The following is a 25,161-nucleotide window of genomic DNA, read 5'->3' as shown; positions in this document are numbered from 1 at the left end:
GGGTACGGTGCGAGGCGTGGAGCCCGTCGAAGCGCTGCGCCGCATCGCGTTCCTGCTGGAGCGCGCCCATGAGCCGACCTACCGCGTGCGGGCGTTCCGCACGGCCGCCGACCGCGCCGGGCGGACGGCCCCGGACGAGCTGGCCGGCCGGGTGCGCGACGGGACGCTCACCGCGCTGCCCGGCATCGGCAAGGTCACCGCCCTGGTGATCGAGGAGGCGCTGCGCGGCGAGACGCCCGTCTACCTGCGCCGCCTGGAGGCCACCGAGGGCGAGCCGCTGGACGAGGCCACGGCCGCGCTCCGCTCCGCCCTCAAGGGCGACCTGCACACCCACAGCGACTGGTCCGACGGCGGGTCCCCGATCCTGGAGATGGCCGAGACCGCGCGTTCCCTCGGCCACGAGTACCTCGCCCTCACCGACCACTCGCCGCGCCTGAAGGTCGCGAACGGCCTGTCCGCCGACCGCCTGCGCCGCCAGCTCGACGTCGTCGACGAACTCAACGCCTCCCTGGCGCCGTTCCGCATCCTCACCGGTATCGAGGTCGACATCCTGGAGGACGGCGCGCTCGACCAGGAGCCCGAACTCCTCGACCGCCTCGACGTCGTCGTCGCCAGCGTGCACTCCAAGCTCCGCATGGACCGCGTCGCCATGACCAGGCGGATGGTCGCGGCGATCGCGAACCCGCGCGTGAACGTCCTCGGCCACTGCACCGGGCGCATCGTGAAGGCCGGCGGAAGGCGCGGCGGCCTGCGCCCGGAGTCGGAGTTCGACGCGGCGCTCGTCTTCGACGCCTGCGCCGCCTACGACGTCGCCGTCGAGATCAACTCCCGCCCGGAGCGCCTCGATCCGCCGAAGCGGCTGCTGCGCCTGGCGGTCGAGGCGGGTTGCCGCTTCTCCGTCGACTCCGACGCACACGCGCCCGGGCAGCTCGACTGGCAGCCGTTCGGCTGCGAGCGGGCCGCCCGGTGCGGGGTGCCGGCGTCGCAGGTCGTCAACACCCTCGGCGCCGACGACCTGCTCGCCTGGACGCGCTCGAAACTCTGAAGGTCAGCCGCCCAGCGCGCGGACCATGGGGCGGGCGGAGCCACGAATTCTCTTAGTTGAGGGAGCAGGTGTTCACGGGGTCGCCCGAGGTGGGGCGGGGGAGCGTGGCGCTCTTCGGTGGCGTGGTGCCGTGCTGCGTCCAGGACTCCAGGGCCGTGAAGGCCGTGCGCATGCAGGGCAGGAGCGGGCGCAGGCGGTCGGGGAAGGAGTCGTAGAGGCCGTCGACGTGGTTGGCGGCCTCCAGGCGGTAGTAGCGGTAGGGCGCCTTTCGCTTGGCGCGGACGAGTTCGGCGTAGACGTCGGAGTCGGTGGTGATGGGCAGGAGCGTGTCGTAGGTGCCGTGCAGGGTGATCAGGGGCTTGCGGATGCGGCCCGTGAGCGCCACGCGGGCGACGGCGCGGTGGACGCTCTTCGGACGCGCGGCGTAGTTGTAGGCGGCCTCCTCTCCCGTGTAGGCGGGGTCGAACTCCGCGCGGTAGATGCGCTGGGTGAGCTCCCAATAGACCTGGTTGTGGAATGGCCAGAGGAACTCCGAGCCGGGGGCGAGGCCCGCGTTGAGAAGCGCCTTGTGGGCGGACGGGGCGCCGGTGGCCGCGTATGACGGGTAGGCGCGCAGCACCTGCGGGAGGTAGGTGAACAGGTTCGGGCCGTCGGCGCGCCAGAGCGTGCCCTCCGCGTCGATGCCGCCGTCGTACAGCTCCGGGCGGTTCTCCAGTTGCCAGCGGACGAGGTAGCCGCCGTTGGAGATCCCGGCCGCGTACGTGCGTCGCGGGGTGCGTCCGTACCGTTGCGCGACGACCTTCTTGGCGGCCCGCGTGAGCTGCGTGACCCGCTCGTTCCATTCGACGACGGCGTCGCCGGGGCGGCGGCCGTCCTTGTAGAACTCGGTGCCGCTGTTGCCCTTGTCCGTGGCGGCGTAGGCGTAGCCCTTGGCGAGCGCCCAGTCGGAGATGGTGAAGTCGTTGGCGTACTGCCGCCGGTTGCCGGGAGGGCCGGCGACGACGAGTCCGCCGTTCCAGCGCTCGGGCAGGCGGATGACGAACTGGGCGTCGTGGTTCCAGCCGTTGTTGGTGTTGAACGTCGAGGTGTCGGGGAAGTAGCCGTCCAGCTGGATGCCGGGCACCCCGGACGGGTTGCGCGTACCGGCGGCGTGCAGCCCGGCCCAGTCGGCCGGGACGGTGTGGCCCGAGCCGGCCGTCCCCGCGGTCGTGAGGTCTCCGAGGCAGGCGGCCACCTGCTTCTCCGCCCCCGGCACCGCGAGCCCGGGCGCGCAGCCGGGGCTCCGCCGCGCGTCGGCCTGCGCGGCCAGGGGCACGGCCAGCGCCGCGGTGAGGGCGCCGGCCGCGATGCCGGCGGTAAGGGCGGGACGGGCGATGGGCATTCCGGCTCCTCGGGACGGACGTCAGATGTCCGCCATGGTGAGCGCCGGTTGTGACCGCTGCCACGTGGCCCGCGCACATATCCGATCGACCCGCCATGTGCCCGTGGTCGTGACCTGCGCGTGATGTGTCTCACACCCGTATCCGGCCGCCCGAATGTGGGTGCCGGTCACATGGTCCGGTCCGCGGGTGCCACCTAGCGTTCCCGGTCACGGCGGCCCGAGCGCGATTCGGGCCGTCCACGACGAGCGCGAGGAGGGCGCATGGGCGACCCGGACCGAAAGGCCCCGGTGCTGGCGGCGCGCGGCCTGGTCAGGGAGTTCCGCGGCTTCAGGGCCGTGGACGGCGTGGACCTCGACGTCGCCGAGGGGTCCGTCCACGCGCTGGTGGGGCCGAACGGCGCGGGCAAGACCACGCTGTTCAACCTGCTGACCGGATTCCTGAAGCCGACCGCGGGCAGCGTCCGGCTCGGCGCGCACGAGCTGGCCGGGCGTCCCCCCGAGCTGATCGCCAGACTGGGCCTTGCCCGGTCGTTCCAGATCACGAGCCTGTTCGCCGAGCTCACGCCGCGCCAGCACGTGGAGCTGGCGCTCGCCGGGCGCACGGGGCTCGGCTGGCGGTTCTGGCGCTCGGACAAGGCGCTCGGCCGCCACTCCGAGCGCGCCGCCGAGCTGCTCGGGCAGGTCGGGCTGGACGACCACGCGGACGTCCCGGCCGGGTCCCTGGCCTACGGCCGCAAGCGCGCCCTCGAACTGGCGCTGGCCCTCGCGCTGGACCCGAAGGTGCTGCTCCTGGACGAGCCGACCGCCGGCATGGGCGTCGAGGACGTCGGCCGCACCGTCGAGCTCATCAAGAAGGTGCGCGACGGGCGGACCGTGGTGATGGTCGAGCACAACATGAGCGTCGTCTCCAGCCTCGCCGACCGGGTCACCGTCCTGCAGCACGGCCAGGTCCTCGTCGAGGGCCCCTACGCCGAGATCCGCCACGACCCCCGCGTCGTCACCGCCTACCTCGGAGACTCCAATGCTGCGCATTGACGGACTGTCCGCCTGGTACGGCGAGGCCCAGGCCCTGCGCGAGGTGTCGCTGCACGTCGACGAGGGGGAGATCGTCACCCTCGTCGGACGCAACGGCGCCGGGAAGACCACGCTCCTGCGCTCCCTGATGGGCCTGCACCGGGGCGCGTCCGGGACCGTCCGGTTCCTCGACGAGGACATCTCCGGGCTCGGCCCGCACAAGCGCGCCCGACGCGGCCTCGGCTACGTCCCCGACGACCGCGGCGTCTTCGCGACGCTCTCGGTGGAGGAGAACCTCACCCTGCCGCCCGTGACCGGCCCCGACCCCTGGTCGCTGGACCGGGTGTACGAGACCTTCCCGCGCCTGCGGGAGCGGCGCCGGTTCCCCGGGACGAAGCTGTCGGGCGGCGAGCAGCAGATGCTCGCGCTGGCCCGGGTGCTGCGGACCGGCGCCCGCCTGCTGCTGTGCGACGAGCCCACCGAGGGCCTGTCGCCGCTGATCGTCCAGCAGATCGGCGACATCCTCCGCGAGGTCAAGGCGGCCGGGGTGACCGTCCTGCTCATCGAGCAGAACGTGCACTTCGCCGCGACCGTCGCCGACCGCCACCACCTGCTCGCCGAGGGCCGGATCGTCGAGTCCATGGACAACGACGAGGTCCGCGCCCGCGAGAGCGAACTCCTCCAGTACCTCGGAATATAGGGAGACCCCGATGAGAGTTCTCGGACGCTCGGCCGCGCTCGCGACCGCCGGAGCGCTGCTGGCCGGCTGCGCGGGCGGACCCGGCGGGGGCGGGGGCAAGATCAGCGACGAGAAGCTGGTGCTGGCGGTGCTGACCGACCAGTCCGGCGTCTACGCCGACCTTTCGGGCAAGAACGCCGTCGAGGCCGTGAAGATGGCCGTCGCCGACTTCAAGGCCAAGTACGGGGACAAGGCGGTGACCGACAAGATCGAGGTCATCTCCGCCGACCACCAGAACAAGCCCGAGATCGCCAACTCCAAGGCCCAGGAGCTCTACGACCGCAAGAAGGCCGACCTGATCCTGGACGTGCCCACCTCGTCGGCCGCGCTCGCCGTCGCCACCGTCGCCAAGAACAAGAAGAAGCTGTTCATCGACGTCGGCGCCGCGACGACCGAGCTGGAAGGCAAGCAGTGCAACAAGTACACCTTCCACTACGGCTACAACAGCTACATGCTCGCCCACGGGACGGGCACCGGCGTCACCAAGGACGGCGGTAAGAACTGGTACATCGTCTACCCGGACTACGCGTTCGGGCAGGACATGCAGAAGACGTTCACGACGGCCATCAAGGGCGCCGGGGGCAGCGTCGTGAAGAGCGACCCGACGCCGTTCCCGAACGACAACTTCTCCACGTTCCTGCTGAAGGCGCCGGGCCTGAAGCCCAAGCCGCAGGTGCTCGGCGCCATGCAGGCCGGCGGCGACCTCGTCAACCTGGTCAAGCAGTACAACGAGTACAAGCTGCGCGACAAGGGCGTGAAGCTCGCCGCGGGCCTGATGTTCATCACCGACATCCACTCGCTCGGCTCCGACGCCCTCGCCGGGACCCGCTTCACCGACTTCTGGTACTGGAACGCCAACGCGGGCAACCGCGCCTGGGCCGACAAGTTCAAGGCCAAGACCGGAGCCCGCCCGACGGCCGTCCAGGCCGCCGACTACTCGGCGGCGCTCCAGTACCTGGAGGCCGTGCAGCGCGGCGGCACCGACAAGTCCGACGACGTGGTGAAGCAGCTCGAGGGCGCCAAGGTCAACGACGCCTTCACCTCCACCGGCACGATCCGCGCGGAGGACCACCTGCTCACCCACGACGCCTACGTCGCCGAGGTCAAGCCAAAGAGCGAGGTCAAGGAGCCCTGGGACTACGAGAAGATCGTCAGCACGATCCCGGCGGCGGAGGCGTTCCAGCAGCCCGACCCGTCCTGCTCCCTCTAAGGCGGGCCGCGACGTGCTGCAACAGGCGTTCAACGGGCTGGTGGGCGGGGCGTTCTACGCCCTGCTCGCCCTCGGCCTGGCCGTCATCTTCGGAATGCTGGGCGTGGTCAACTTCGCGCACGGCGCGTTCTACATGCTCGGCGCCTTCGGCTCCTTCGTCCTGCTCGACTCCTTCGGCGTGAACTTCTGGCTCGCGCTGGTGATCGTGCCCGTCGTTCTCGGGATCGCGGGCGTGCTGCTGGAGCGGCTGTTCATCCACCGGCTCGCGCCCCTGGACCCGCTCTACAACTTCCTGTTCACCTTCGGGCTCGCGCTGATCCTCCAGGACCTGGTGAAGCGCAAGTACGGGGTGCAGTCGCAGCCCTACCCGCGCCCGTCCGCGCTGGACGGGTCGATCGACCTCGGCCTGTTCACCTACCCGACCTACCAGGTGTTCGTGCTGGCGGTGTCGGTGCTGGTGTGCGGCGCCGTGTGGGTGGTGCTGACCCGCACCCGCGTCGGCATGATCGTCCGGGCGGCTACCGAGCGGCCAGAGCTGTCGCGGGCCCTCGGCATCGACGTCGCCCGCTGGGTGACGCCGGTGTTCGGGTTCGGCATCGCGCTCGCCGCGTTCGCGGGCGTGCTCGCCGCGCCGATGCGGGCGGTCAACCCGCTGATGGGCTCCGACCTGATCATCACGGTGTTCGCGGTGGTCGTGATCGGCGGCCTCGGGTCGGTGTTCGGCTCGGTCGCCGCCGGGTTCGCGGTCGGCCTCGTGTCGGCGCTCGGCAACTACTACGTCCCGTCGCTGTCGCAGACGCTGGTGTTCATCCTGATGGCCGCCGTGCTGCTGTGGCGCCCCGCCGGCCTGTTCGGACGCGAGGAGGCCCTGTGATCCTCTCCAAGCTGGCCGGGCGGCCGGTGCTGCTCGCCGCGGGACTGGTGGTGGCGCTCGTCCTGCCCTGGTTCGTCTACCCGCCGGTCGCCCTGGACATCGTCTGCTGGGCGCTGTTCGCGGCCGCCGTCGACTTGCTGCTCGGCTTCACCGGGCTCCTGTCGTTCGGGCACGCGGCCTTCTGGGGCGGTTCGGCCTACGCCACCGGCCTGATCGCGCTGCATTCCGGGCTGCCGTTCCCCGTGGCCGTGCTGGGCGGCGCCGCCTTCGCGGCCGCCCTCGCCGTCCCGATCGGCTTCCTGTCGGTCCGGTTGCGCGGCATCTACTTCGCGATGGTCACACTGGCCTTCGCGCAGATGGTGTACTTCATCGCCAACCAGTGGAGGGACGCGACCGGCGGCGAGAACGGCCTGCAAGGCATCCCCAGGGAGCTGTTCGGGGTGGACCTGTCCGACCCGTTCTTCTTCTACTACGCCGCGCTGCCGTTCATCCTGGTCGGACTGCTCGTCGCCTGGCGCATCGTCCGTTCCCCCTTCGGCAGGGTCCTGATGTCGATCCGCGACAACCCGAACAGGGCGCGGGCGCTCGGCTACAGCATCGACCGCTACAAGCTGCTGGCCTTCGTCCTGTCGGCGGCCCTGTCGGGGCTCGCGGGCGGCCTGTTCACCGTCGGGCACGGCTTCGCGTCCCTGCAGGGCGTGTACTGGACGACCTCGGGCCAGGCCGTGATGATGGTCGTCCTCGGCGGCATCGGCACCCTGTGGGGTGGAGCCATCGGCGCCGCGCTGATCGTGGAGCTGAACGACTACCTCGCCACCGCCGGGTTCGAGGAGACCGGGATCATCACCGGCGCGATCTTCATCGTGGTCGTGCTGCTGTTCCGCCGCGGCGTCTGGGGCACCGCCCGCGACCTCATCGCGGCCCGCACGTCCCGCGCCCGTCCGGCTGCCGAGAACGAGGACGCCAAGGTCGAAGCCCCCGTCTGACGCGAACCGAGCGCGCGGCGCGCCGTCCCGGGAGGGGACGGCGCGCCGCTTCGGTGTGCGGGCCCTCAGCGGGAGAGGCGGTGGAGGCGCAGGGCGAGCTGGAGTTCCAGGGCCCGCTCCGGGGTCTGCCAGTCGTCGCCGAGGAGGCGGGCGATGCGGTCGAGGCGCTGGCTCACGGTGTTGACGTGGATGTGCAGGCGTTCGGCCGTCCGCGACAGGCTGCCGCCCGTCCCGAAGTAGGCCTCCAGGGTCTGGACGAGGGCTGTGCCGCGCCGCTCGTCGTAGTCGAGGACGGGACCGAGCGCCCTCCCGAGGAAGCCCGTCACGTCGCGGTCGTCCCCGATGAGCAGGCCGACGAAGCCCAGCTCGGACGCGCCGGCGCCGTCGCCGCGGCGCCCGAGGGCCAGCAGCGCGTCGGCGCAGCGCTGCGCCTCCCGGTGGGCGGAGGCGACCCCGCCCGGGCCGCCGACCGGGCCGGCCGCGCCGACCGTGGCGGGCCCGCCGAGGGAGGCGCCGAGCTCCTTGGCGACCCGGCGCGCCGCGTCGCCCGGCCGGTCGCCCGGCAGCAGCAGGACGATCTCCTCCGCCCGCGAGGCGGCCAGGCCGTGCTCCACCGCCGCGAACGACGACGCCCAGAAGGCCGCGCGGGGCCGGTGCTCGCGCGAGTCGTACTTGGCGCACAGCACCACGTGCGGGGCGCCGAGGTCGACGCCGACGCGCCGCGCCCGCGCCGTCAGCGCCTCGGCGCCCGCCCGGCGGCCGGACAGCAGGTCGTCCAGCAGTTCGCCGCGCACCCGGCCCTCGGCCTCGGTGGCGCTGCGCTGGAACAGCAGCAGCAGCGCGGTGACGAGCGCCGCGCGCTCCAGGATCCGCTGGTCGGCGTCGTCCACCTCGTCGGCGGTGCGCAGCACCAGCGTGCCGAGCATCTCGTCGCCGGTGGAGACCGAGGCGATCCACAGGTCGCCGCGCCTGACCGTCCGGCCCTGGGCGCGCGCGGAGTGCGCCGACGCCGAGACACCGCCCAGCTCGTCGTCGCCGAGGAGCCTCGACGCGGCGCCGGTCGTCGCGAGCCGGCGGCCGTCGGCGTCCAGGACGTACAGGGTGCCGCCCAGAAGCTCGGTCACCACGGCGCCGACGTCCTCCACGCCGCCGCCCCGGACCACCACGGCGGTCATCCGGTCGTGCGCGCGCGCCGCCCGCTCCACGGCCGCGCTCCGCGCCTTGACCTCCTCGTTGGCGGCGCTCAGCTCGGTCAGGGCGGTACGGGTCTCCTCCAGCAGGCGGGCGTTGTCGATGGCGATCGCGGCGTGCGCGGCGAGCGAGCCGAGCAGCGCCACCTCCTCCTGGTCGAACGGGCGCTGGCTGCGGTTCGCGGCCGTCAGCACCCCGATGACCCTGCTGCCCAGCCGCATCGGCACGCCGAGGATCGCGACCAGGCCCTCCTCGGCGACCGCGTCGTCGATGAACCCGCGATGCTCGAACTGCGCGTCCCCGAGGTAGTGGGCGCTGTTGTAGGGCATCGCGGTCTGCGCGACCAGGCCGACCAGCCCGGTCCCCATCGGCAGCCTGAGCCGCCGGAACGCCGCCGACACCGACCCGTCGGTCACCCGCATGTAGGTGTCGCCGCGCGCGTCGTCGTTCAGCGTCAGGTAGGCGATGTCGGCGTTCAGCAGCCGCCGCGCGCGGCGGGTGATCGCCTCCAGTACCGCGTCGAGGTCGCGCAGCCCGGCCAGGTCGCCCGCGGTGTCGAACAGCGCCGCGAGCTCGTTCTCCCGGCGGGCGTGCCGCCGCATGATCGTCCGGACCCGCAGCGCGGCGAGCTTGGTCGCCTCCAGCTCCTCCAGGACATCCGGGGGCGCGCCCTCCGCCCGCGCCTGGACGAGGGGGCCCTCGAACTCGACGGGGGAGGCCTCCCGGGCCAGCAGTTCGAGGAAGACGCCGCAGGTCATACGGCTCATTCTTAGTGCGCCGTCCAGCCGCCGTCGAGTGCCAGGGAGGCGCCGGTCACCATCGAGGCGGGCGGCGAGCACAGGTAGGCGACGAGCTCGGCCACCTCGTCCGGCTCGATCAGCCGCTTCACGGCGGCGTGGTCGAGCATGATCCGCTCGACGACCTCGTCCTCGTGCAGGCCGTGCGTGCGCGCCTGGTCGGCGATCTGGTTCTCCACCAGCGGCGTCCGGACGTAGGCGGGGTTGACGCAGTTGGACGTCACGCCGTGCGGGGCGCCCTCCAGCGCGATCACCTTGGACAGCCCTTCGAGGCCGTGCTTGGCCGTCACGTAGGCCGACTTGTACGGCGAGGCCCGCAGCCCGTGCACCGACGAGATGTTGACGACGCGGCCCCAGCCCCGCTCGTACATGCCGGGCAGCGCGTCTCGCACCAGCCGGAACGGCGCCTCGACCATCAGCCGCAGGATCCGCGCGAACGTGTCCGGCGGGAAGTCCTGGAGCGGCGCCACGTACTGGATTCCGGCGTTGTTGACCAGGATGTCCGCCCCGGCGGCGAGCCCGTCGAGCGCGTCCATGTCGGCCAGGTCGGCGAGCAGGGGGACACCGCCGATCTCGGCAGCGGTCCGCTCCGCCGCGTCCCCGTCTATGTCGGCCACCACCACCTCGGCGCCCGCCGCGGCGAGCCGCCGGGCGCAGGCGCGGCCGATGCCGCTCGCGCCGCCGGTGACCAGGGCGCGCCGGCCCGCCAGGTCCAGCGTCCCCGAAGTCCCCGCGTCCGCCCGCGGTGTCACGCTCGTCATGCGCAGAACCTATGGAGCGCGGCCCCGCCCTCCCATGTGGGCCGCGCACACAATCCACCGCCGGACGGTATGGGTGCGCCTGATCCGGCCGTTTCCTCCTCCCGAGTCCCGAGCATTCACCGGGGCGGCTACCGTTGGCCCGCACCGGCCGACCACGCCGCGAGGAGTAGGGATGCACGAGATCAGGCACCGCTTCGTCCGGTCGGACAGCGGGCTGCGCATGCACGTCGCCGAGGCGGGCGAAGGCCCCCTCGTGCTCCTCCTGCACGGCTTCCCCGAATGCTGGTACTCCTGGCGGCACCAGCTCACCGCCCTCGCCGAGGCCGGGTTCCACGCCGTCGCCCCCGACCAGCGCGGCTACGCCCGCACCGGCGGCCCCGCCGATCCCGGCCAGTACACGATCCTGCACCTTGCCGCGGACGCGGTCGGGCTCATCGGCCCGCTCGGCGCGGACCGCGCCGTCGTCGTCGGCCACGACTGGGGCGCGCCCGTCGCCTGGGCCGTCGCCCAGATGCGTTCCGACAAGGTGCGCGGCGTGGTGGGCATGTCGGTGCCGCACCGCCCGCGCGGGGGCAGGCCGCCGGTGGAGTCCATGCGCCGCCTGTTCGGCGACGGCTTCTACATGGTGCGCTTCCAGCAGCCGGACGTCCCGGAGGCCGAACTCGACCGCGACCGGGCCGCCACGTTCCGCCGCATGCTGTACGGGGTGTCCGGAGACGGCCCGTGCCCGCCGCTCGTCGCCCCGGAGGGCGGCGGCTTCCTCGACGTCCTCCCCGACCCGGAGAAGCTGCCCGGCTGGCTCACCGGCGACGACATCGCCGCCTACGTCGAGGAGTACGCCGAAAGCGGCTTCACCGGCCCGGTCAACTGGTACCGCAACCTCGACCGCAACTGGGAGCTCACCGCCGCCTGGCACCGCGCCCCCGTCGGCCCGCCCGCCCTCTACATCGCCGGCGACCGCGACCTCGTCGCCGTCGGCGCCCGCGACGCCGTCGCCTCCATGCGCGACTTCGTGCCGAACCTGCGCGAGACCGTCTGGCTGTCCGGATGCGGCCACTGGACGCAGCAGGAGCGCCCCGCGGAGGTCAACGAGGCCCTGATCGGCTTCCTCCGGGCCCTCTGACTGTCGGACCCGCCGCGTACGGTCGGCGCGTGAACCGCACCGACCGCTTGTACGCCCTGGTGGAGGAGCTGCGCGCCCGCGCGCCGCGCCGGCTCAGCGCGCGGGAGCTGGCCGCGCGGTACGAGGTGAGCGTCCGCACGATCGAGCGCGACATCGGCGCCCTCCAGCAGGCCGGTGTGCCGATCTTCGCGGACGTCGGCCGGGGCGGCGGCTACACGCTCGACAAGAGCCGGACGCTGCCGCCGCTGAACTTCACCCCCGCCGAGGCCGTCGCCCTCGCGATCACCCTGTCCCGGGCCGGCGGCTCCCCGTACTCCCGGGCCGCCCGCACCGCGCTCCACAAGATCGTCGCCGCGATGTCGGCGGCCGACAGCGCCTCCGCCCGCGAGCTGGCCCAGCGCGTCCGCTTCCTGACCCCCGCCGAGGGCGACGACCCGGCCTCCGTGCCGGCGGTGCTGGAGGAGGCCATCCGGACCCGCCGGGTGGTCCGCCTCACCTACGTCGACCGGACGGGCGCCGAGACCGAGCGCGACGTCGAGCCCGTCACGTTCACCGCGTCCGGCGACGGCTGGTACCTGACGGCCTGGTGCCGCATGCGGGGCGGCAGCCGCGTGTTCCGCACCGACCGCGTCCGCCGCGCCGCCCTCCTGGAGGAGACCGCCCCCGTCCGCCCGGTCGAGGCCATGCACGACGACATCCCGTCCGACTACACCGTCCGGCCCCTGGAGTTCATCTAGCGGTCTACGGCGGCGGGCCCGCACGACGGGGAGACGTGCGGGCCCGCGGTCACGGTCAGCCGGTGTAGTTCGGCACCCTGGGGATGGCCTTGCCGGGAGGCATGGGCGTGGGCGCCTCGCTGGGCTCCGGCAGGCCGCCGGGCCTCTCGGTCGGGGACGGGGCCGGGGCGCCGGGCGGGGCCGACGGGGTGGGGGTGGCGGCCGGGTCGCTCGCCGTGGGGGTGGCCGCCGGGGTGGACGGCCTGGGGGTGGCCGTGGTGGCCTCGGCGGCGGCCATGCCGGTGCCGGCCAGGCCGACGCCCAGGGCGACGGCCGCGATGAGGGACTTCAGGCGCATCGATGTTCCTTCCGGTGCTGTTTCATTCCTTGACGACGACAGGCGTGCCGATCGCCAGGTTCTTGGCCATCCAGGTGATGTCGTCGTTGCCGACCCGCACGCAGCCGTGGCTGACCTCGCGTCCCAGCGCCGACGCCTTGTTCGTGCCGTGGACGGCGAGCTGCCCGGGCCCCCCGGCGAACCGCCTCAGCGTCGGCGAGAACCCGCTCAGCCCGAAGGCGTACGCGCCGTAGTCGCCGTCGGGGTTCGGCGGCCGGATCAGCTCGGTGAAGTAGAAGCGGCCGGCCGGGGTCGGGGTGCCGCCCTCGCCGGTGGCGACCTTGCCGGTGCGCAGCACCTTGTCGCCGTCGAAGACGGTGAACGTGAACGCCTTCGGGTCGATCTCCACGCGGTGGGACGTCGACGACAGCCTGACGTCGGACGCCTTGACCCACCCGGTGCTGCCGTTGGGCCGTATCGGCAGCAGCACCCTGAGCCAGTCGCCGTCCTTGGCGTCGACGAGGAAGACCCGGGTGGCGCCCATCTCGTTGGGGCTGGACAGCGTCTTCCAGGCGGACCCGTCGCCCTTCTGCCTGTGCACGGCGATCCGGCGGCCGCGCACGGTCGCTATCTCGGCACCGCCCTGCCGGCCTGACTGCCGCGGCCCGGCGGCCGCCGGCCGGTCCGCGCCGGGCGGGCCGTCCCCTGATCTGCCGTTGTCCGGCGAGCCGCAGCCGGCCAGCCCGGCGACCAGGCCGGCGGCGAGCAGGGCGCCGGTGTGGATCTTGACTTGGCGCATGCCGCGAGATGCTGGCCGAGGAGTGTGAAGAACCTGTGAGGCCGGTGTGATGATCCCGTGGTGCCGGTCGCGGTTTGGCTAGCCTCAGGGGCCATGTGCGCGAATGTCCTGGTCGCGGAGGACGACACGAAACAGGCGGAGTTGCTGCGCCGCTATCTCCAGCGTGAGGGGCACCGCGTGGTCGTCGTCCACGACGGGCGGACGGCGATCGAGGAGGCCCGCGCGCGCCGCCCCGACCTCGTGCTGCTCGACGTGATGATGCCCGGGGCCGACGGCCTGGAGGTGTGCCGCGCGCTGCGCGCCGAGTCCGACGTCCCGGTGCTCATGCTGACCGCCCGCTCGACGGAGGACGACCTGCTGCGCGGCCTCGACCTCGGCGCCGACGACTACGTCACCAAGCCCTACAGCCCGCGCGAGCTGATGGCCCGGGTGCGCACGCTGCTGCGGCGGACCGGGCGGGGGAGCGGCGAGCGGGTGTACCGGGTCGGCGCCATCGCGGTGGACCCCGAACGGCACACGGTCCTCGCGGACGGGAGCGAGGTCGAGTGCACGCCCGCGGAGTTCCGCATCCTGGAGGCGCTGGCCGCGCGGCCGGGCCGGGTCCTCACCCGGGCGCAGCTCCTGGAGCACCTGCACGGCTTCGACCGCTTCATCACCGAGCGCACGGTCGACGTGCACGTGAAGAACCTGCGCAAGAAGATCGAGCCGCAGCCGCGGCGGCCGGTGCGGCTGTGCACCGTGTACGGCGTCGGGTACAAGCTGGTCGGCGACCGTGCGCCATAGCCTGCTCGTACGGCTGGTCGCCAGCTCGGTGCTGATCGCGGTGTGCTCGATCGTGGCGACCGCGTGGCTCGCCGCGCGCGGCACGTCCGGCGAGATCCGGCAGCGGCAGGGCCGCACGCTCGCCCGCGACGCCCGGATCAACGACGCGCTGCTCGGCTACGCGGCGACCCACCCGCGCTGGGACGGCGTCCAGGAGACCGTGCGCGCGCTGGCCCGGCAGAGCGGCCAGCGGGTCGCGCTGGCGACCGAGGGCGGCACCCGGATCGCGGACTCGGCCGCCGGCCGCCCGCCGCTGCCGGCGCGCCCCTCGGCCGTCGTCGACCCGCTCGCGGTCGACGTCTCGCTGGCGCCCGGCGCGGCCACCGACCGGATCGACGGGCGTGCGGCCGGGCCGTTCCGGCTGCCGGATCCCGAGCGGGCGCGGCTGCGCCGGGAGGTCGACGCGCAGGCGGCGTGCCTGCGCCGCGAGGGCCAGCGCGCCACGGTCCTCGCGGGGCCGGGCGGCCGCCCGTACCTGCGCCGCGAGGGCGGTCCGACCGAGCCGGCACCGAGCGCGAGCCCTCCGGGCGCGCCCGTCGGCGCGCCCGCCGGACACGGCCCCTTCCCGGCGCGGGCCGCGCTCGCGCGAACGTCCGGTGGCGGAGCGGTCCGGTTCGCCGGCGTCACCACCACGCCGTCGGCCACGGTCCCGCCGAGGCCGCGGCCTTCCCCGACGGCCGGGCCGGTGGAGAGCCCTCAGCGGCCGGAGCCCGCGCCCGGGGTGCCGACCGTCACGCCGACCGGCGCCCCGACCGCCCCGCCCGGCGGTGGGCCGTCGAGCCCGCCCACCGCGACACCGGGCCCCGCAGCGCCACCCGCGTCGTGCTCCCCGGACGCGCCAGGTCCGACCGCCACCGAGAAGCGCGCGCTCAACCAGCTCGCCGCCCTGGTGCGGCAGTGCCACGGAGGCCGGGTCGACGTGTGGCTGGACGAGACCGGCACGCCGGACGCTCCGGCGTCGGCCGCCGAGTGCCTGGCCACCGCGCGCCGCGCCCAGCTGAAGTCGTACGTCGCGCCGGCCGCGCTGCTCTACATCGGCTCGTCGGAGGACCGCGCGCCCGTCATCGACCCGTACGGCATCGCGGGGGTCACCGCGGTGATCCTCGTCCTGGCGGTCGGGGGCAGCGTCCTCGTCGCCACCCGGCTGGCGCGGCCGGTGCGGGCGGTCACCGCGGCGGCCCGGCGGATGCGGGCCGGCGACGGCTCGGCGCGGGTCGCGGTGCGCTCCAGGGGCGAGGTCGGCGAGCTGGGCGCCGCGTTCAACGAGATGTCCGAGCACCTGGACCGCCTGGAGCGGCAGCGCAAGGCGATGGTCAGCGACGTGTCGCACGAGCTGCGCACGCCGCTGAGCAACATCCGGGGCTGGCTGGAGGCCGCCCAGGACGGCGTGGCCGACCTGGACCCGGCGCTGACCGCCTCGCTGGTCGAGGAGGCCACGTTGCTCCAGCACATCGTCGACGACCTCCAGCAGCTCGCGCTGGCCGACGTCGGCAAGCTCCGGCTGCACCCCGAGCCGGTCGACGTGGCCGACCTGGTCGAGCAGACCGCGACCGTCTACCGGGCCGCGGCCGAGGCCGCCGGGCTGGTGCTGGCCGCCGAGGTCACCGGCCGGCCGCAGCTGGACGCCGATCCGGTACGGCTGCGGCAGGCGGTCGGCAACCTGCTCGCCAACGCGGTCCGCTACACGCCGGCGGGCGGGCGGGTGAGCCTGCGCGCGTACGCCGACGGCGACGACGTGCTGATCGAGGTCGCCGACACCGGGCCGGGCATCGCGTCCGAGCACCTGCCGCACGTCTTCGACCGGTTCTGGCGGGCCGAGAAGTCGCGCAGCCGGCAGACCGGCGGCAGCGGACTGGGCCTGGCCATAGTGCGGCAGCTCGCGGAGGCGCACGGCGGCGCGGCGGAGGTAAGCAGCGAGCCGGAAAAGGGCGCCACGTTCACCCTAAAACTGCCCCGCCCCCTCCGTTGACTTGCGGCGTGTTGCCCTCATAAGGGCAACACGCCGCAAGTCAACGGAGGGGGCGAAGATTTTCTCGGACTTCGTGTAATCCGCGGGGGGCTTCTCGGACTTCTCGGCGTACCTGTTCCGAGAAGAGAGGAGGTGGCGTGGACGAGCGAGAAGCCCGATTCACCCGCCTCTACGAGACGCACTACCGCAACGTCTTCGGCTATGTCGTGCTGCGGGCCGCCCCCCAGGCCGCCGAGGACCTGACGGGCGAGGTGTTCACCGTCGCGTGGCGGAAGATCGAGGAGATCCCCGACCAGGCGCTGCCGTGGCTGCTGGGCGTGGCCAGGAACGTGGTCCGCCAGTCGCACGGTGCTGCGGGGCGGGCGCGCGGGCTGGCCGACCGGCTGGCCGGCCTCACCACCGACGCCGACCTGCACGCGTGGGACGTCGCCGAGCACCTCATCGCCCGCGACCAGGCGCTGGCCGCCCTGCGGGCCCTTCCCGCCAAGGAGGCCGAGGCGGTCGCCCTGACCGCCTGGCACGGGCTCGGCCCCGCGGAGGCGGCCCGCGCGGCGGGCTGCTCCCGCACCGCCTTCATCGTCCGGCTGCACCGGGGACGCCGCCGGCTGGCCAAGGCGATCGAGGCGTCCCAGGAAAGCCCCGCGCGAGCGCACGGACGCGCCCCGCGCCCGCGAGTCATCCAGGAGAAGCAGTGAAGCAGGACGAACTCGACAACCTGATCGCCGCCCTGAAGCCCGCGTCGGTCGCCGAACTCGCCGAGGACGCCTACGCGCGGCGCCCCGAGGCCGCGCAGGTACGTGCGCGCGCCGGCGCCTCGAACCTGAACTCGCGCCTGGTCCCGGCGCGGCGGCCGGTCCGGCGGACGGCCCTCGCCGGCGGCGTGGCCGCGGTCGCGGTGGCCGCGGCGGCCCTGGCCGTCACCATGCCGTCGGACGGCACCGGCACCGGCACCGGCCCTGGCCCCGGACACGACGGGACGCTCGACACCCGCACCTTCCTGCTGGCCAGTGCGAACACGGCCGCCCAGCAGCCCGCCACCAGCGGGGCCTGCTGGTACAAGCGGACCCGCATGTGGCAGGACATCCTGCCCTTCAAGCCCGGCCCGGGCGTGCCGACGCCCAAGCGCCGGCCGCCGGGCAAGCCCCAGAACTTCCAGGCGCGGACCGCGAGCAGCGTCGAGGACTGGGCGTGCGCTCAGAGCGGGACCGGCATGCGCTTCGGAACCAACGGACCGCTGGACATCAAGGTCACCTTCCCCACGGGGAAGGACGAGGCCGCCTGGAAGGCGGCGGGCTCGCCCCCGCTCGACGTCAACGACGGCACGACCGTCTCGAAGCCGCGCATGGTCACCTACCGCAAGGGCTCGCACCTGGTGAACCCCGTCATCGGGTCCCACAAGATCGAGTGGAAGACGATCGCGAAGCTGCCGGCGACCGACGGCGCCCTGGAGAGCTACCTGCGCAAGCTGTGGCAGCAGGACCGCCGGGGCGGTGCGCACGGCTACACCGCCCCGGCCGATTTCGGGGAGTACGTCTTCGTCAGCGCCTGGGACCTGTTCATGGCCCCGACCACCCCCGGCACCCGGGCGGCCCTCTACCGGATCCTGGCGCGAACGCCGTCCGTGCGCGTCACCGGGCAGATCAAGGACCGGCTCGGCAGGCCCGGCGTGGCCATCACCGCCAAGGGCACCGGCGTGCGGCTGGTCGTGGACCGCGAGAGCGCCCAGCTCCTCGACTTCGAGGACCAGTCCTCCGCCCTCCCCGGCAAGCCGGCCGGCAGTGAGTACCTGGCCTTCGAGAGCCAGGGCTGGGTGAACAAGCTCGGAGCCGCCCCCGCCCGCTGACCGCCGACGACACGGGGACGCCGCACACTCCGCGGCGTCCCCGTCCTCGTCTCCGCCGTCCGCACCCTGGAATTCCGCTGAGCCGAGGAACGGTCGCCGACCGAAGCGACGGTATTGCGGTGGGCGTCCTTTCCGTGACGGTCTCCTTTGCCTGGCCGATGTGGTCGGGTACCGGCGAAACAGCCGGTCGGAACAAAGGAGATGCTCATGAGCAGACTATGGGGGGCGCTCACGGAAGCGCTCTCCCTGATTCTCGCAGCGACTGGAGCGGCGTTCGCGACGAGGCTCTACCCGGAGCACTCGCCGGCAGTGGTGGGTGCCCTCATCACGATCCTCGGGGCCGTTCTCTACAGCCTGGCCACGCGTCTTTCGCCTGGCGGGGCGAAGCGAAAGGCTCCCAAGGCCCGATGGAACCGGCACCAGTGGAAGTGGGTGCTCATTCTGCTGGTTCCCAGCATTTTCCAGGGGCAGGTCCACCAGGCCGCGCTGGAGAGTGTGAACATCGGAACCCTGATGACGGTCGTGACGCTGGGGGCGCTCGGCCTGGCCGCGTGGAGGCTGCTCTTCTCCGCGCACAGGTCACGCGTGCGGTGGCACGCCCTGTGGTTCGTGATCGGCGTGGCCGGGGTCATTCTGCTGACCAGGCCGTTCACGGACGGGGCGGAGATCGTGGGCCTGGCCCTGGCGGGCGTGGCCGCCGTCATCGGCGTCAACGCCACGATCGCCTCGGGCAGGCTGACCGAGATGGGCGCCCTCTCCCGGGTCGTCGAGCTCAACTGCTGGGGCGCCGCCTGCCTGGTCGGAGTGCCCGTCCTCGTCTGGACCGACGATCACTGGGTGACCGGGTACGTGCTGTCGACCGTGGCGGTCACGTCGCTCCTGAACATGATCGCCAACAAGCTGCACGTCCGCGCCTACGAGCTCGTCCAGTCCGATGACGGGTTGATGAGCTCGGTGAAGTGCCTCAACCCCGTGCTCGCGTGCCTCGTCGGAATAGCCGTCGGGACAGGCGGGTCGCCCGGGTTCTCCGGATGGATCGGTGCCGTGCTGGTGGTGGGGGCTTCCTTCACCGCTTTCCGGGCTCTCCATCGGTTGGGGGACCACTCCGAGTCGCAGACCGTCAAGGGCGCCGTCTGGAAGGAACTGCTTCCGGACATCGCCCCGAACGGCGGTGCTTGGAGCGGCATCGCGCCTTCCAGGTTCCAGCTTCCGAGCGTCTGGAAGGAGGACCGGGGCTACTGGAAGTACAACTTCGCCTGACGGTTCCAACGCCGTCTGGCCGGAACGGTCCGTGACCGTCCGAGGGCACGGACGGCGTGACGCAGACGCGTGACGCCACATCACCCACGGGGGAAGGGACGCCGCGCACTCCGCGACGTCCCTGCCCCCGCCTCCGACCGCCCACCCGGCCCGAGCCGGGTGGGCGGGTCACTCCGAGCGCAGGGCCGCCGCCGTCTTGATCCGGGATGCCCGGCCCGCCGGGATCAGCGCGCCGAGCAGGGCGATCGCCATGCCCGCCAGCACGGACAGCAGCATCAGGGGCCAGGGGAAGGTCTCCAGGAGGCCGTAGGGGAGGACGAGGCCGCCCGTGCCGGCCATGGCCGGCAGCACCACATGGTGGGCGGCCAGGCCCAGCGGCAGTCCGATGAGTCCGCCGGCCAGCCCGAGCAGGGCCATGGAGGCGAGCACGACCGTCAGGACCTGCCGCGGTGTCGCGCCCAGCGATTTCAGGACGCCGAAGTCGCGCGCCCGGTCCTGGGTGTTGAGGATCACCGTGTTGAACACTCCGAGCCCGGCGACCGTGGTCAGCCCCAGGGTCAGCAGGGTGAGGAGCCCGAGAAGGATCACCTGGCCGGACTCGACGCCCTCGGCGGCGGGCTCGGCCGGGATCCCGTCCGCACTGAGCGCGGCGGCGTATTCCTTCGGGGAGGTGCCGGGGGTGAGGGTGATCTCCATGAGTGAGGTCACATCGGCGGTGCGCGGGCCGGAGGAGGACGCGGCCGGCTTCTCGGGGGCGGCGAGCGAGGTGAGGGACGCCCAGTCCGTGAGGACGGTGTCGCCGCCGTCCACGAGCGCCGTCCCGACGATCCGCAGTGCGGCCTTCCTGCCGTTCGCGGTCACGACGACCGTGTCGCCGATCTTCTTGCCGCCGGTCTTCAGGAACGGGTCGCCCACGACGGCCTCACCCGGCCCGCGGAGCCAGCGGCCGTGCACCATGCGGTAGCCGTGCCGGTCGGTGACGTGCCCCTGGTAGGCCTTGACCTGCACCGGGCGGTCGAACCCGGGCACGTGGGCCTGCTCGAAGCGCGTGACCGCGACCTTGGCGGTGCCGGGCCGGCCGGCCAGCGAGACCGGCCGGCCGCCGTCGACGGGGACCAGGACGTGGACGGTGTCGGCGAGCTCCGCGTCGGCGATGTAGGCGTTGACGGACCGGTCGAGGCCGGAGGCGAACGTCACCGCCGCCACCCCGAACGCGACGGCGGCGACGGTCAGCGCGGTGCGGCCCGGCCGGGTGAACGGCAGGCCCAGGCCCAGGCTGACCGGCCGCGGCAGCCGCGTCCGTGCCAGCGCCCGCTGCACCCGCAGGGCCCGGCCCCGCCGCGTCGCGGCGCCCGCGCTGACCGCGACCGCCGTCGGGATCCGGCCCGCCCGCACGGCGGGCACCAGAGCGGTGACGACGGCGACCGCGAGCACGCCCGTGAAGGCCAGGACGTCCACCCGGGGCGAGACGCCGCTGGCGGTCGGCAGGTCGAACGAGTCGCCCAGCGAGGTGGTGACCGTCCCGGCCACGGCGTTGCCCGCGGCGATCCCGGCCAGGCTGCCCAGCACGCCGGGTATCGCGATCATCACCAGGTAGACGCCGGTGACCTGGGCGGGGGTGAAGCCGAGGGACTTCAGGACGCCGATGTGCCGGAATCCCGACACGACCGCGCCGCTGACCACGTTGCCGATGACGAGCACCGCGACGATCAGTCCGGCGATCCCGAACGCGACCAGGAACGGGATGATGGTCGTCCCGGCCTCGGTGGCCTGCTGCCGGGAGACGAGATAGCTCTGGCTCGCGGTCGCCGGCAGGCCGGCGGTGACCGTGCCGGCCGGGGCGGACGGGTCGGCGAGCCGGTAGAGCATCTGCAGGCCGTCCGGGGCGGTCAGCTGCCCGGGCGCCACCCACGCCTGGGAGGACCGGGTGATCGACCGGCCGATCCCGACGACCGTGAAGGTCCGACCGTCGCCGAAGGTCACCTTTCTCCCGATCGGGTCGAACGGGAACCGCGCGTAGTCGGTGCCCAGCACGATCTCGCCGGGGCCGGTGGCCCACCGGCCGCTCCTGAGCTTCAGGCGGTCGACCGGGTCGCCGGCGCGGACGGTCCGCTCGGTGACCGTGAAGGGGCCGGGCGGAAGCAGCCCCGGTCGCGTCCGGTCGGCCTCCTCCGGGACGTTGACGACCTGTGAGCGGTACGGGCCGCCCGCCGCCGTCACGCCCGGCCGGGACGCCGACGCCGCGACCTGCGCGGCCGTCGCCTTCGCGGGGTCGTAGGAGACCGTCAGATGGGCACCGTGCTGCCGCGCGAACGCCTTGTCGTACGGGCCGTCCACGGTGGCGAGCAGGCCCAGTGCGAGCACCACCGTCCCGGTGGAGACCAGCAGGACCAGCGAGATGATGGACGTCTGGAGCTTGCGCCGCCGCACCGCGAACCGCGCGGCCTGCCACACCGCCCTCACCGGGTCACCTCGGCGGACACGCGGCCGTCCTCGAACGCGACGACCCGGTCGGCGACCCGGGTCGCCAGCCGCTCGTCGTGGGTGACGATGAGCAGGGTCTGGCCGATCTGGTTGAGGTCCAGCAGCAGGTCCATGACCTGTTCGCCGGCCCGCGAGTCGAGCGCGCCGGTCGGCTCGTCGGCCAGCAGCAGGGCGGGCCGGTTCATCAGCGCGCGGGCGACGCCGACCCGCTGCCGCTCCCCGCCCGACAGCACCACCGGGTAGGCGTTGCGGCGATCGGCGATGCCCAGCTCGTCGAGCAGCTCCATCGCCCGGGCCTGCGCCTGCTTCCGCCCGGTGCCGAGCAGTTGGGCGGCCAGCATCACGTTCTCCAGCACGGGCAGGTCGTCGAGCAGGTTGAAGAACTGGAAGACCATGCCGATGCGGCGGCGCCGGTACCGGGCCAGCTCGGCCTCGCCCATCGCCGTGATGTCCTCTTCGCGCACCACCACGGTGCCCGAGGTGGGCCGGTCCAGGCCGGCGATCATGTTGAGGAGGGTCGACTTGCCCGACCCCGAGGGGCCCATCACCGCGACGGCCTGACCGGCCTGGATGTCGAGGCTCACTCCGGCGAGCGCGGCGGTCTCGCCGTACTCCTTGCGCACGTCCATCAGCTGGACCATCGGTTCCATGGCCGTGACGGTACGAGCCGCGCCACCGCCCGCGCGTCGGGTCCGGGATGTAACTGCGGGACCGGGTCAACCGAGGGATGTACGGTCCTGGACCGCCAGGATGATGCGCTCCGTCCGGGTCTGGCGGCAGGATGGGCGGATGCTGCCCGCGTGGCTCGTGCCCCTCCTCGCCGCGATCCCGTGCGCATGGGCCCTGTGGGAGCGGCGCAGGCGCCGCGCCGAGCTCGGGGCGCGGACCTGGCTGCTGGAACGCGAACGCGAGGGCGCCGCGCGCAGGGCCGTCGAGGAGGAGCGGTCCCGGGTGGCCCGGGACCTGCACGACATCGTCAGCCACAGCGTCAGCGTCATGGTCGTGCAGGCGGGCGCGGCCCGGCACGGCGTCGACGGCGAGGCCGAGGAGGCGCTGCTGGCCGTCGAGCGGACCGGCCGGGAGGCGATGACCGAGCTGCGGCACCTGCTCGGGGTGCTCGCGCCCGCCCCGGACGGCGACGGCGAGGCGTTCGCTCCGCAACCGTCGCTGGCGCACCTGGGGACCCTCGTCGACCGGATCGCGTTCGCGGGCCTGCCCGTGGACGTGCGGGTGGCCGGCGAACCGTGCCCGCTGCCCGCCGGGATCGACGCGACCGGATACCGCATCGTCCAGGAGGCGCTCACCAACGCGCTGAAGCACGGCACCTCCGGGGCCACGGCGGAGGTGACGGTGAGCTACGGGACGCGGAACCTGCGGCTGGAGGTGCTCAACACCGGCCCGAGCGTCCTCACCGGGACAGGTCCCGCCCCGCCCGAGGGCAGCGGCGGCCGGGGCCTGGCCGGCCTGCGCGAACGGGTCGCGGTGTACGGCGGCGACCTCGACGCGCGGCGGCGGTTGGGCGGCGGCTACCGGGTGCGGGCGCGGATCCCCCTGGAGCGGCCGTGACACGGGTTCTGATCGCCGACGACCAGACCCTGGTGCGCGGCGGGTTCCGGATGATCCTCAGCAGGGCCGGGATCGAGGTGGTCGGCGAGGCCGCCGACGGGCTGGAGGCGGTCACCGCCGCGCGGCGGCTGCGGCCGGACGTGGTGCTGATGGACATCCGGATGCCCGGGATGGACGGCCTGGAGGCCACCCGCCGGGTCCTCGCCGACGACCCGGCGTGCCGAGTGCTGATCCTGACGACCTTCGATCTCGACCGTTACGTGTACTCCGCGCTCGCCGCCGGTGCCAGCGGCTTCCTGCTGAAGGACGTCACCCCCGAGCACCTCGTGGCGTCGGTACGGCTGCTCGAGACCGGGGACGCGCTGCTCGCCCCCTCCATCACCCGCCGCCTCGTCGAACGGTTCGCCCGCCCCGCCCCGCTGCCGCAGGGCCTGGACGTCTTGACCCCGCGCGAGAAGGAAGTGCTCCGCCTGGTCGGCGGCGGCCTGTCCAACACCGAACTGGCCGCCCACCTCCACCTGAGCGAGGCAACGGTCAAGACTCACGTGACCCGCATCTTCGCCAAACTAGGCCTACGCGACCGGGCCCAAGCGGTAGTGGTCGCCTACGAGTCAGGCCTGGTCGTCCCCGGCACTTCCGAGTAACCGCCCAAGCAAGGCCCCCGATCAGGCTCAGGAGGCCGGTGCAAGCGAGCTCGCACGGCATGGATCAGCCGTTCTCATCCAGAAGTTGAGCGGCGGCCTTAGGTTCCATGACGGCGGACCAGCCGGGTGCCGGCACATGTGAAGCGCCCCGGGTCGGATGGAGGCTCGATTCCCTGAGAGGATCGAGTCATGGCACGTCAGTCCCCCTATCCCCCTGAGCTGCGCAGGCGCGCGGTCCGCATGGTGGCTGAAGTCCGCCCGGACTACCCCAGCGAGTGGTCGGCGATGAGGGCCGTCGCAGCCAAGCTGGGAGTCACCTCGACCGAGACGGTGCGGTCCTGGGTGCGTCGGGCCGAGGTCGACGCCGGCGCCCGGCCGGGGACCACGACCGAGGAATCAGCGGAGCTCAAGCGGCTCAAGCGCGAGAACGCCGAGCTGCGCCGGGCGAACGAGATCCTGAAGGCGGCGGCGGGTTTCTTCGCGGCCGAGCTCGACCGGCCACACACGTACTGATCGCGTTCATCGACGCGTTCCGCGAGGTGTTCGGGGTCGAGCCGATCTGCCGGGTGCTGTCCGCGCACGGCACCAAGATCGCACCGTCCACCTACTACGCCGCCAAGTCACGTCCAGCCTCCACTCGGGCCGTGCGTGACGAGTGGCTCAAACCCGAGATCACCCGCATCTACGAGGACAACTACCGGGTGTATGGCGCTCGAAAGGTCTGGCGGCAGCTTCAGCGCGAGGGCCATGCCGTGGCGCGCTGCACGGTCGAGCGGCTGATGCGCGAGCTCGGCCTGCACGGTGCCCGCCGCGGCCGCAAGGTCCGCACCACCATCCGCGACGACCGGCATGAGCGGGCCACCGATCTGCTGCGCCGCGACTTCACCGCCGGCAGCCCGAACCGCCGCTGGGTCGCCGACTTCACCCACGTGACCACCTGGGCCGGCGTCGTCTACGTCGCTTTCGTGGTCGACATCTTCTCCCGTGCCGTTGTCGGCTGGGCAGCGGCGACCAACAAGCGGACCCGGCTGGTGCTGGACGCCCTCGACATGGCGCTGTGGCGACGCGATCGAGCCGGACGACCCGTCGGGCCCGGCCTGGTCCATCACAGTGACGCCGGGTCCCAATACACCTCTTTTCGGTTCACCACGCATCTAGTCGACGCTGGGATCGACGCCTCCATCGGCACCGTCGGCGACGCGCTGGACAACGCGTTGATGGAGTCGGCGATCGGGCTCTACAAAACCGAGCTGATCAAACCTGGTGGGCCGTGGAAGAACCTGACCGGCGTCGAGCTGGCCACCGCCGAGTGGGTCGACTGGTACAACACCACCCGACTGCACGGTGAGATCGGCCATATCCCACCCGACGAATACGAGGCGCTCTACTACTCCCAAAACCACACAGAGCTGCAGGTCACAGCCACAACCTAGAGCCTCCATCGAAACCGGGGCGCTTCACATGACCGACGCAGCTCCCGCCGCCTACCGCAGCACCAGTTGACTTGCGGCGTGTTGCCCTTATGAGGCGGCCGGAAAGGGCAACACGCCGCAAGTCAACGGACCGCGTGTGTGGGTGGACAGCGCACGAGCGGTCTGGG

23 protein-coding genes and 1 other annotated feature are annotated in these 25,161 nt (G+C 73.0%); of the genes, 16 read left to right on the top strand and 7 right to left on the bottom strand.

What is annotated here, in order from left to right; all coding sequences use genetic code 11:
* The first annotated feature begins 16 nt into the window (after nucleotides 1–16).
* Nucleotides 17–1,045, top strand: a complete 1,029-nt coding sequence (locus BKA00_RS17290) for a PHP domain-containing protein (RefSeq protein ID WP_185026271.1) — start codon at nucleotides 17–19, stop codon at nucleotides 1,043–1,045.
* Between the two features lie 52 nt (nucleotides 1,046–1,097).
* Here BKA00_RS17290 and BKA00_RS17285 read toward each other — a convergent pair whose 3' ends face one another.
* Nucleotides 1,098–2,426 (bottom strand): tannase/feruloyl esterase family alpha/beta hydrolase, encoded by a 1,329-nt coding sequence (locus tag BKA00_RS17285; RefSeq protein ID WP_185026269.1) that lies wholly within the window; start codon nucleotides 2,424–2,426, stop codon nucleotides 1,098–1,100.
* Nucleotides 2,427–2,687: 261 nt separating this feature from the next.
* Between BKA00_RS17285 and BKA00_RS17280 the strand changes: the two genes are divergently transcribed.
* The 5 genes from BKA00_RS17280 to BKA00_RS17260 are packed head-to-tail and all read left to right on the top strand — an operon-like array spanning nucleotide 2,688 to nucleotide 7,249.
* A complete protein-coding gene (locus tag BKA00_RS17280; RefSeq protein WP_185026267.1) occupies nucleotides 2,688–3,461 on the top strand; it encodes an ABC transporter ATP-binding protein in 774 nt (257 codons plus the stop codon).
* The gene (locus BKA00_RS17275; RefSeq protein ID WP_185026265.1) at nucleotides 3,448–4,140 is read left to right on the top strand and encodes an ABC transporter ATP-binding protein; all 693 of its coding nucleotides are present in this window, start codon (nucleotides 3,448–3,450) and stop codon (nucleotides 4,138–4,140) included. Before BKA00_RS17280 ends, BKA00_RS17275 begins: the two co-directional genes overlap by 14 nt.
* Before the next feature lie 10 nt (nucleotides 4,141–4,150).
* Nucleotides 4,151–5,389 (top strand): ABC transporter substrate-binding protein, encoded by a 1,239-nt coding sequence (locus BKA00_RS17270; protein ID WP_185026263.1) that lies wholly within the window; start codon nucleotides 4,151–4,153, stop codon nucleotides 5,387–5,389.
* A 13-nt stretch (nucleotides 5,390–5,402) separates the two neighbouring features.
* On the top strand, nucleotides 5,403–6,263 hold the full coding sequence (locus tag BKA00_RS17265) for a branched-chain amino acid ABC transporter permease (protein ID WP_185026261.1): 861 nt from the start codon (nucleotides 5,403–5,405) through the stop codon (nucleotides 6,261–6,263).
* The gene (locus BKA00_RS17260) at nucleotides 6,260–7,249 is read left to right on the top strand and encodes a branched-chain amino acid ABC transporter permease (RefSeq protein WP_221493191.1); all 990 of its coding nucleotides are present in this window, start codon (nucleotides 6,260–6,262) and stop codon (nucleotides 7,247–7,249) included. The genes BKA00_RS17265 and BKA00_RS17260 overlap by 4 nt, the downstream gene beginning before the upstream one ends.
* A 65-nt stretch (nucleotides 7,250–7,314) precedes the next feature.
* Here BKA00_RS17260 and BKA00_RS17255 read toward each other — a convergent pair whose 3' ends face one another.
* Both BKA00_RS17255 and BKA00_RS17250 read right to left on the bottom strand, forming a co-directional pair.
* Nucleotides 7,315–9,198 carry a helix-turn-helix domain-containing protein gene (locus tag BKA00_RS17255; protein WP_230298708.1) on the bottom strand — a complete coding sequence of 628 codons (1,884 nt, stop codon included), beginning with the start codon at nucleotides 9,196–9,198 and terminating at the stop codon, nucleotides 7,315–7,317.
* A gap of 11 nt (nucleotides 9,199–9,209) precedes the next feature.
* Nucleotides 9,210–9,998, bottom strand: a complete 789-nt coding sequence (locus tag BKA00_RS17250; RefSeq protein WP_185026255.1) for a 3-hydroxybutyrate dehydrogenase — start codon at nucleotides 9,996–9,998, stop codon at nucleotides 9,210–9,212.
* Between the two features lie 172 nt (nucleotides 9,999–10,170).
* Between BKA00_RS17250 and BKA00_RS17245 the strand changes: the two genes are divergently transcribed.
* Both BKA00_RS17245 and BKA00_RS17240 read left to right on the top strand, forming a co-directional pair.
* Nucleotides 10,171–11,121 (top strand): alpha/beta fold hydrolase, encoded by a 951-nt coding sequence (locus BKA00_RS17245; RefSeq protein WP_185026253.1) that lies wholly within the window; start codon nucleotides 10,171–10,173, stop codon nucleotides 11,119–11,121.
* Nucleotides 11,122–11,150: 29 nt separating this feature from the next.
* A complete protein-coding gene (locus BKA00_RS17240; protein WP_185026251.1) occupies nucleotides 11,151–11,858 on the top strand; it encodes a helix-turn-helix transcriptional regulator in 708 nt (235 codons plus the stop codon).
* A gap of 55 nt (nucleotides 11,859–11,913) precedes the next feature.
* Here the strand turns inward: BKA00_RS17240 and BKA00_RS17235 are convergent, their stop codons facing one another.
* Entirely contained in the window at nucleotides 11,914–12,195 is a 282-nt protein-coding gene (locus tag BKA00_RS17235; RefSeq protein ID WP_185026249.1) for a hypothetical protein, read from the bottom strand.
* A 22-nt stretch (nucleotides 12,196–12,217) separates the two neighbouring features.
* Nucleotides 12,218–12,973, bottom strand: a complete 756-nt coding sequence (locus BKA00_RS17230; RefSeq protein ID WP_185026247.1) for a L,D-transpeptidase — start codon at nucleotides 12,971–12,973, stop codon at nucleotides 12,218–12,220.
* 93 nt (nucleotides 12,974–13,066) lie between these two features.
* On the opposite strand from BKA00_RS17230, the gene BKA00_RS17225 reads away from it, so the two are divergent.
* The 5 genes from BKA00_RS17225 to BKA00_RS17205 all read left to right on the top strand — a co-directional run bounded on the left by BKA00_RS17225 (nucleotide 13,067) and on the right by BKA00_RS17205 (nucleotide 18,867).
* Nucleotides 13,067–13,756: a response regulator transcription factor gene (locus BKA00_RS17225; protein ID WP_185026245.1), complete on the top strand. Its 690-nt coding sequence runs from the start codon at nucleotides 13,067–13,069 to the stop codon at nucleotides 13,754–13,756.
* Nucleotides 13,746–15,764, top strand: coding sequence for a sensor histidine kinase (locus tag BKA00_RS17220; protein ID WP_230298709.1), 2,019 nt, complete (start codon nucleotides 13,746–13,748; stop codon nucleotides 15,762–15,764). Before BKA00_RS17225 ends, BKA00_RS17220 begins: the two co-directional genes overlap by 11 nt.
* A 137-nt stretch (nucleotides 15,765–15,901) precedes the next feature.
* Complete coding sequence (locus BKA00_RS40470) at nucleotides 15,902–16,459, top strand: RNA polymerase sigma factor (RefSeq protein ID WP_185026244.1); 558 nt, start codon at nucleotides 15,902–15,904, stop codon at nucleotides 16,457–16,459.
* Nucleotides 16,456–17,607 carry a hypothetical protein gene (locus BKA00_RS17210; protein ID WP_185026242.1) on the top strand — a complete coding sequence of 384 codons (1,152 nt, stop codon included), beginning with the start codon at nucleotides 16,456–16,458 and terminating at the stop codon, nucleotides 17,605–17,607. The genes BKA00_RS40470 and BKA00_RS17210 overlap by 4 nt, the downstream gene beginning before the upstream one ends.
* A 432-nt stretch (nucleotides 17,608–18,039) precedes the next feature.
* Nucleotides 18,040–18,867: a DMT family transporter gene (locus tag BKA00_RS17205; RefSeq protein WP_185026240.1), complete on the top strand. Its 828-nt coding sequence runs from the start codon at nucleotides 18,040–18,042 to the stop codon at nucleotides 18,865–18,867.
* A gap of 168 nt (nucleotides 18,868–19,035) precedes the next feature.
* Here the strand turns inward: BKA00_RS17205 and BKA00_RS17200 are convergent, their stop codons facing one another.
* Complete coding sequence (locus BKA00_RS17200) at nucleotides 19,036–21,330, bottom strand: ABC transporter permease (protein WP_185026238.1); 2,295 nt, start codon at nucleotides 21,328–21,330, stop codon at nucleotides 19,036–19,038.
* On the bottom strand, nucleotides 21,327–22,001 hold the full coding sequence (locus BKA00_RS17195; protein ID WP_185026236.1) for an ABC transporter ATP-binding protein: 675 nt from the start codon (nucleotides 21,999–22,001) through the stop codon (nucleotides 21,327–21,329). Before BKA00_RS17195 ends, BKA00_RS17200 begins: the two co-directional genes overlap by 4 nt.
* 139 nt (nucleotides 22,002–22,140) lie before the next feature.
* Between BKA00_RS17195 and BKA00_RS17190 the strand changes: the two genes are divergently transcribed.
* The 3 genes from BKA00_RS17190 (at nucleotide 22,141) to BKA00_RS17180 (ending at nucleotide 24,994) form a co-directional block, all read left to right on the top strand.
* On the top strand, nucleotides 22,141–22,917 hold the full coding sequence (locus BKA00_RS17190) for a sensor histidine kinase (RefSeq protein ID WP_185026234.1): 777 nt from the start codon (nucleotides 22,141–22,143) through the stop codon (nucleotides 22,915–22,917).
* Nucleotides 22,914–23,561: a response regulator transcription factor gene (locus tag BKA00_RS17185; protein WP_185026232.1), complete on the top strand. Its 648-nt coding sequence runs from the start codon at nucleotides 22,914–22,916 to the stop codon at nucleotides 23,559–23,561. The genes BKA00_RS17190 and BKA00_RS17185 overlap by 4 nt, the downstream gene beginning before the upstream one ends.
* A gap of 189 nt (nucleotides 23,562–23,750) precedes the next feature.
* Nucleotides 23,751–24,994 (top strand): IS3 family transposase gene (locus BKA00_RS17180; protein ID WP_230298711.1). Its coding sequence is split into 2 segments (ribosomal slippage): nucleotides 23,751–24,033 and nucleotides 24,033–24,994, totalling 1,245 coding nucleotides; the frame shifts between segments, so codons are not numbered across the junction.
* Nucleotides 24,029–24,160: a sequence feature (AL1L pseudoknot), on the top strand. (Overlaps the previous gene by 132 nt.)
* Nucleotides 24,995–25,161: the final 167 nt, after the last annotated feature.

This window comes from Actinomadura coerulea, assembly GCF_014208105.1.
Lineage (GTDB): Bacteria > Actinomycetota > Actinomycetes > Streptosporangiales > Streptosporangiaceae > Spirillospora > Spirillospora coerulea.
This window is presented reverse-complemented; position numbering and strand designations above follow the sequence as displayed.

Coding starts and splice junctions, on each gene's coding strand:
- BKA00_RS17285 (WP_185026269.1), bottom strand. CDS start 2,426: ATGCCCATCGCCCGTCCCGCCCTTACCGCCGGCATCGCGGCCGGCGCC.
- BKA00_RS17280 (WP_185026267.1), top strand. CDS start 2,688: ATGGGCGACCCGGACCGAAAGGCCCCGGTGCTGGCGGCGCGCGGCCTG.
- BKA00_RS17275 (WP_185026265.1), top strand. CDS start 3,448: ATGCTGCGCATTGACGGACTGTCCGCCTGGTACGGCGAGGCCCAGGCC.
- BKA00_RS17270 (WP_185026263.1), top strand. CDS start 4,151: ATGAGAGTTCTCGGACGCTCGGCCGCGCTCGCGACCGCCGGAGCGCTG.
- BKA00_RS17255 (WP_230298708.1), bottom strand. CDS start 9,198: ATGACCTGCGGCGTCTTCCTCGAACTGCTGGCCCGGGAGGCCTCCCCC.
- BKA00_RS17250 (WP_185026255.1), bottom strand. CDS start 9,998: ATGACGAGCGTGACACCGCGGGCGGACGCGGGGACTTCGGGGACGCTG.
- BKA00_RS17245 (WP_185026253.1), top strand. CDS start 10,171: ATGCACGAGATCAGGCACCGCTTCGTCCGGTCGGACAGCGGGCTGCGC.
- BKA00_RS17235 (WP_185026249.1), bottom strand. CDS start 12,195: ATGCGCCTGAAGTCCCTCATCGCGGCCGTCGCCCTGGGCGTCGGCCTG.
- BKA00_RS17230 (WP_185026247.1), bottom strand. CDS start 12,973: ATGCGCCAAGTCAAGATCCACACCGGCGCCCTGCTCGCCGCCGGCCTG.
- BKA00_RS17225 (WP_185026245.1), top strand. CDS start 13,067: ATGTGCGCGAATGTCCTGGTCGCGGAGGACGACACGAAACAGGCGGAG.
- BKA00_RS17195 (WP_185026236.1), bottom strand. CDS start 22,001: ATGGAACCGATGGTCCAGCTGATGGACGTGCGCAAGGAGTACGGCGAG.
- BKA00_RS17190 (WP_185026234.1), top strand. CDS start 22,141: ATGCTGCCCGCGTGGCTCGTGCCCCTCCTCGCCGCGATCCCGTGCGCA.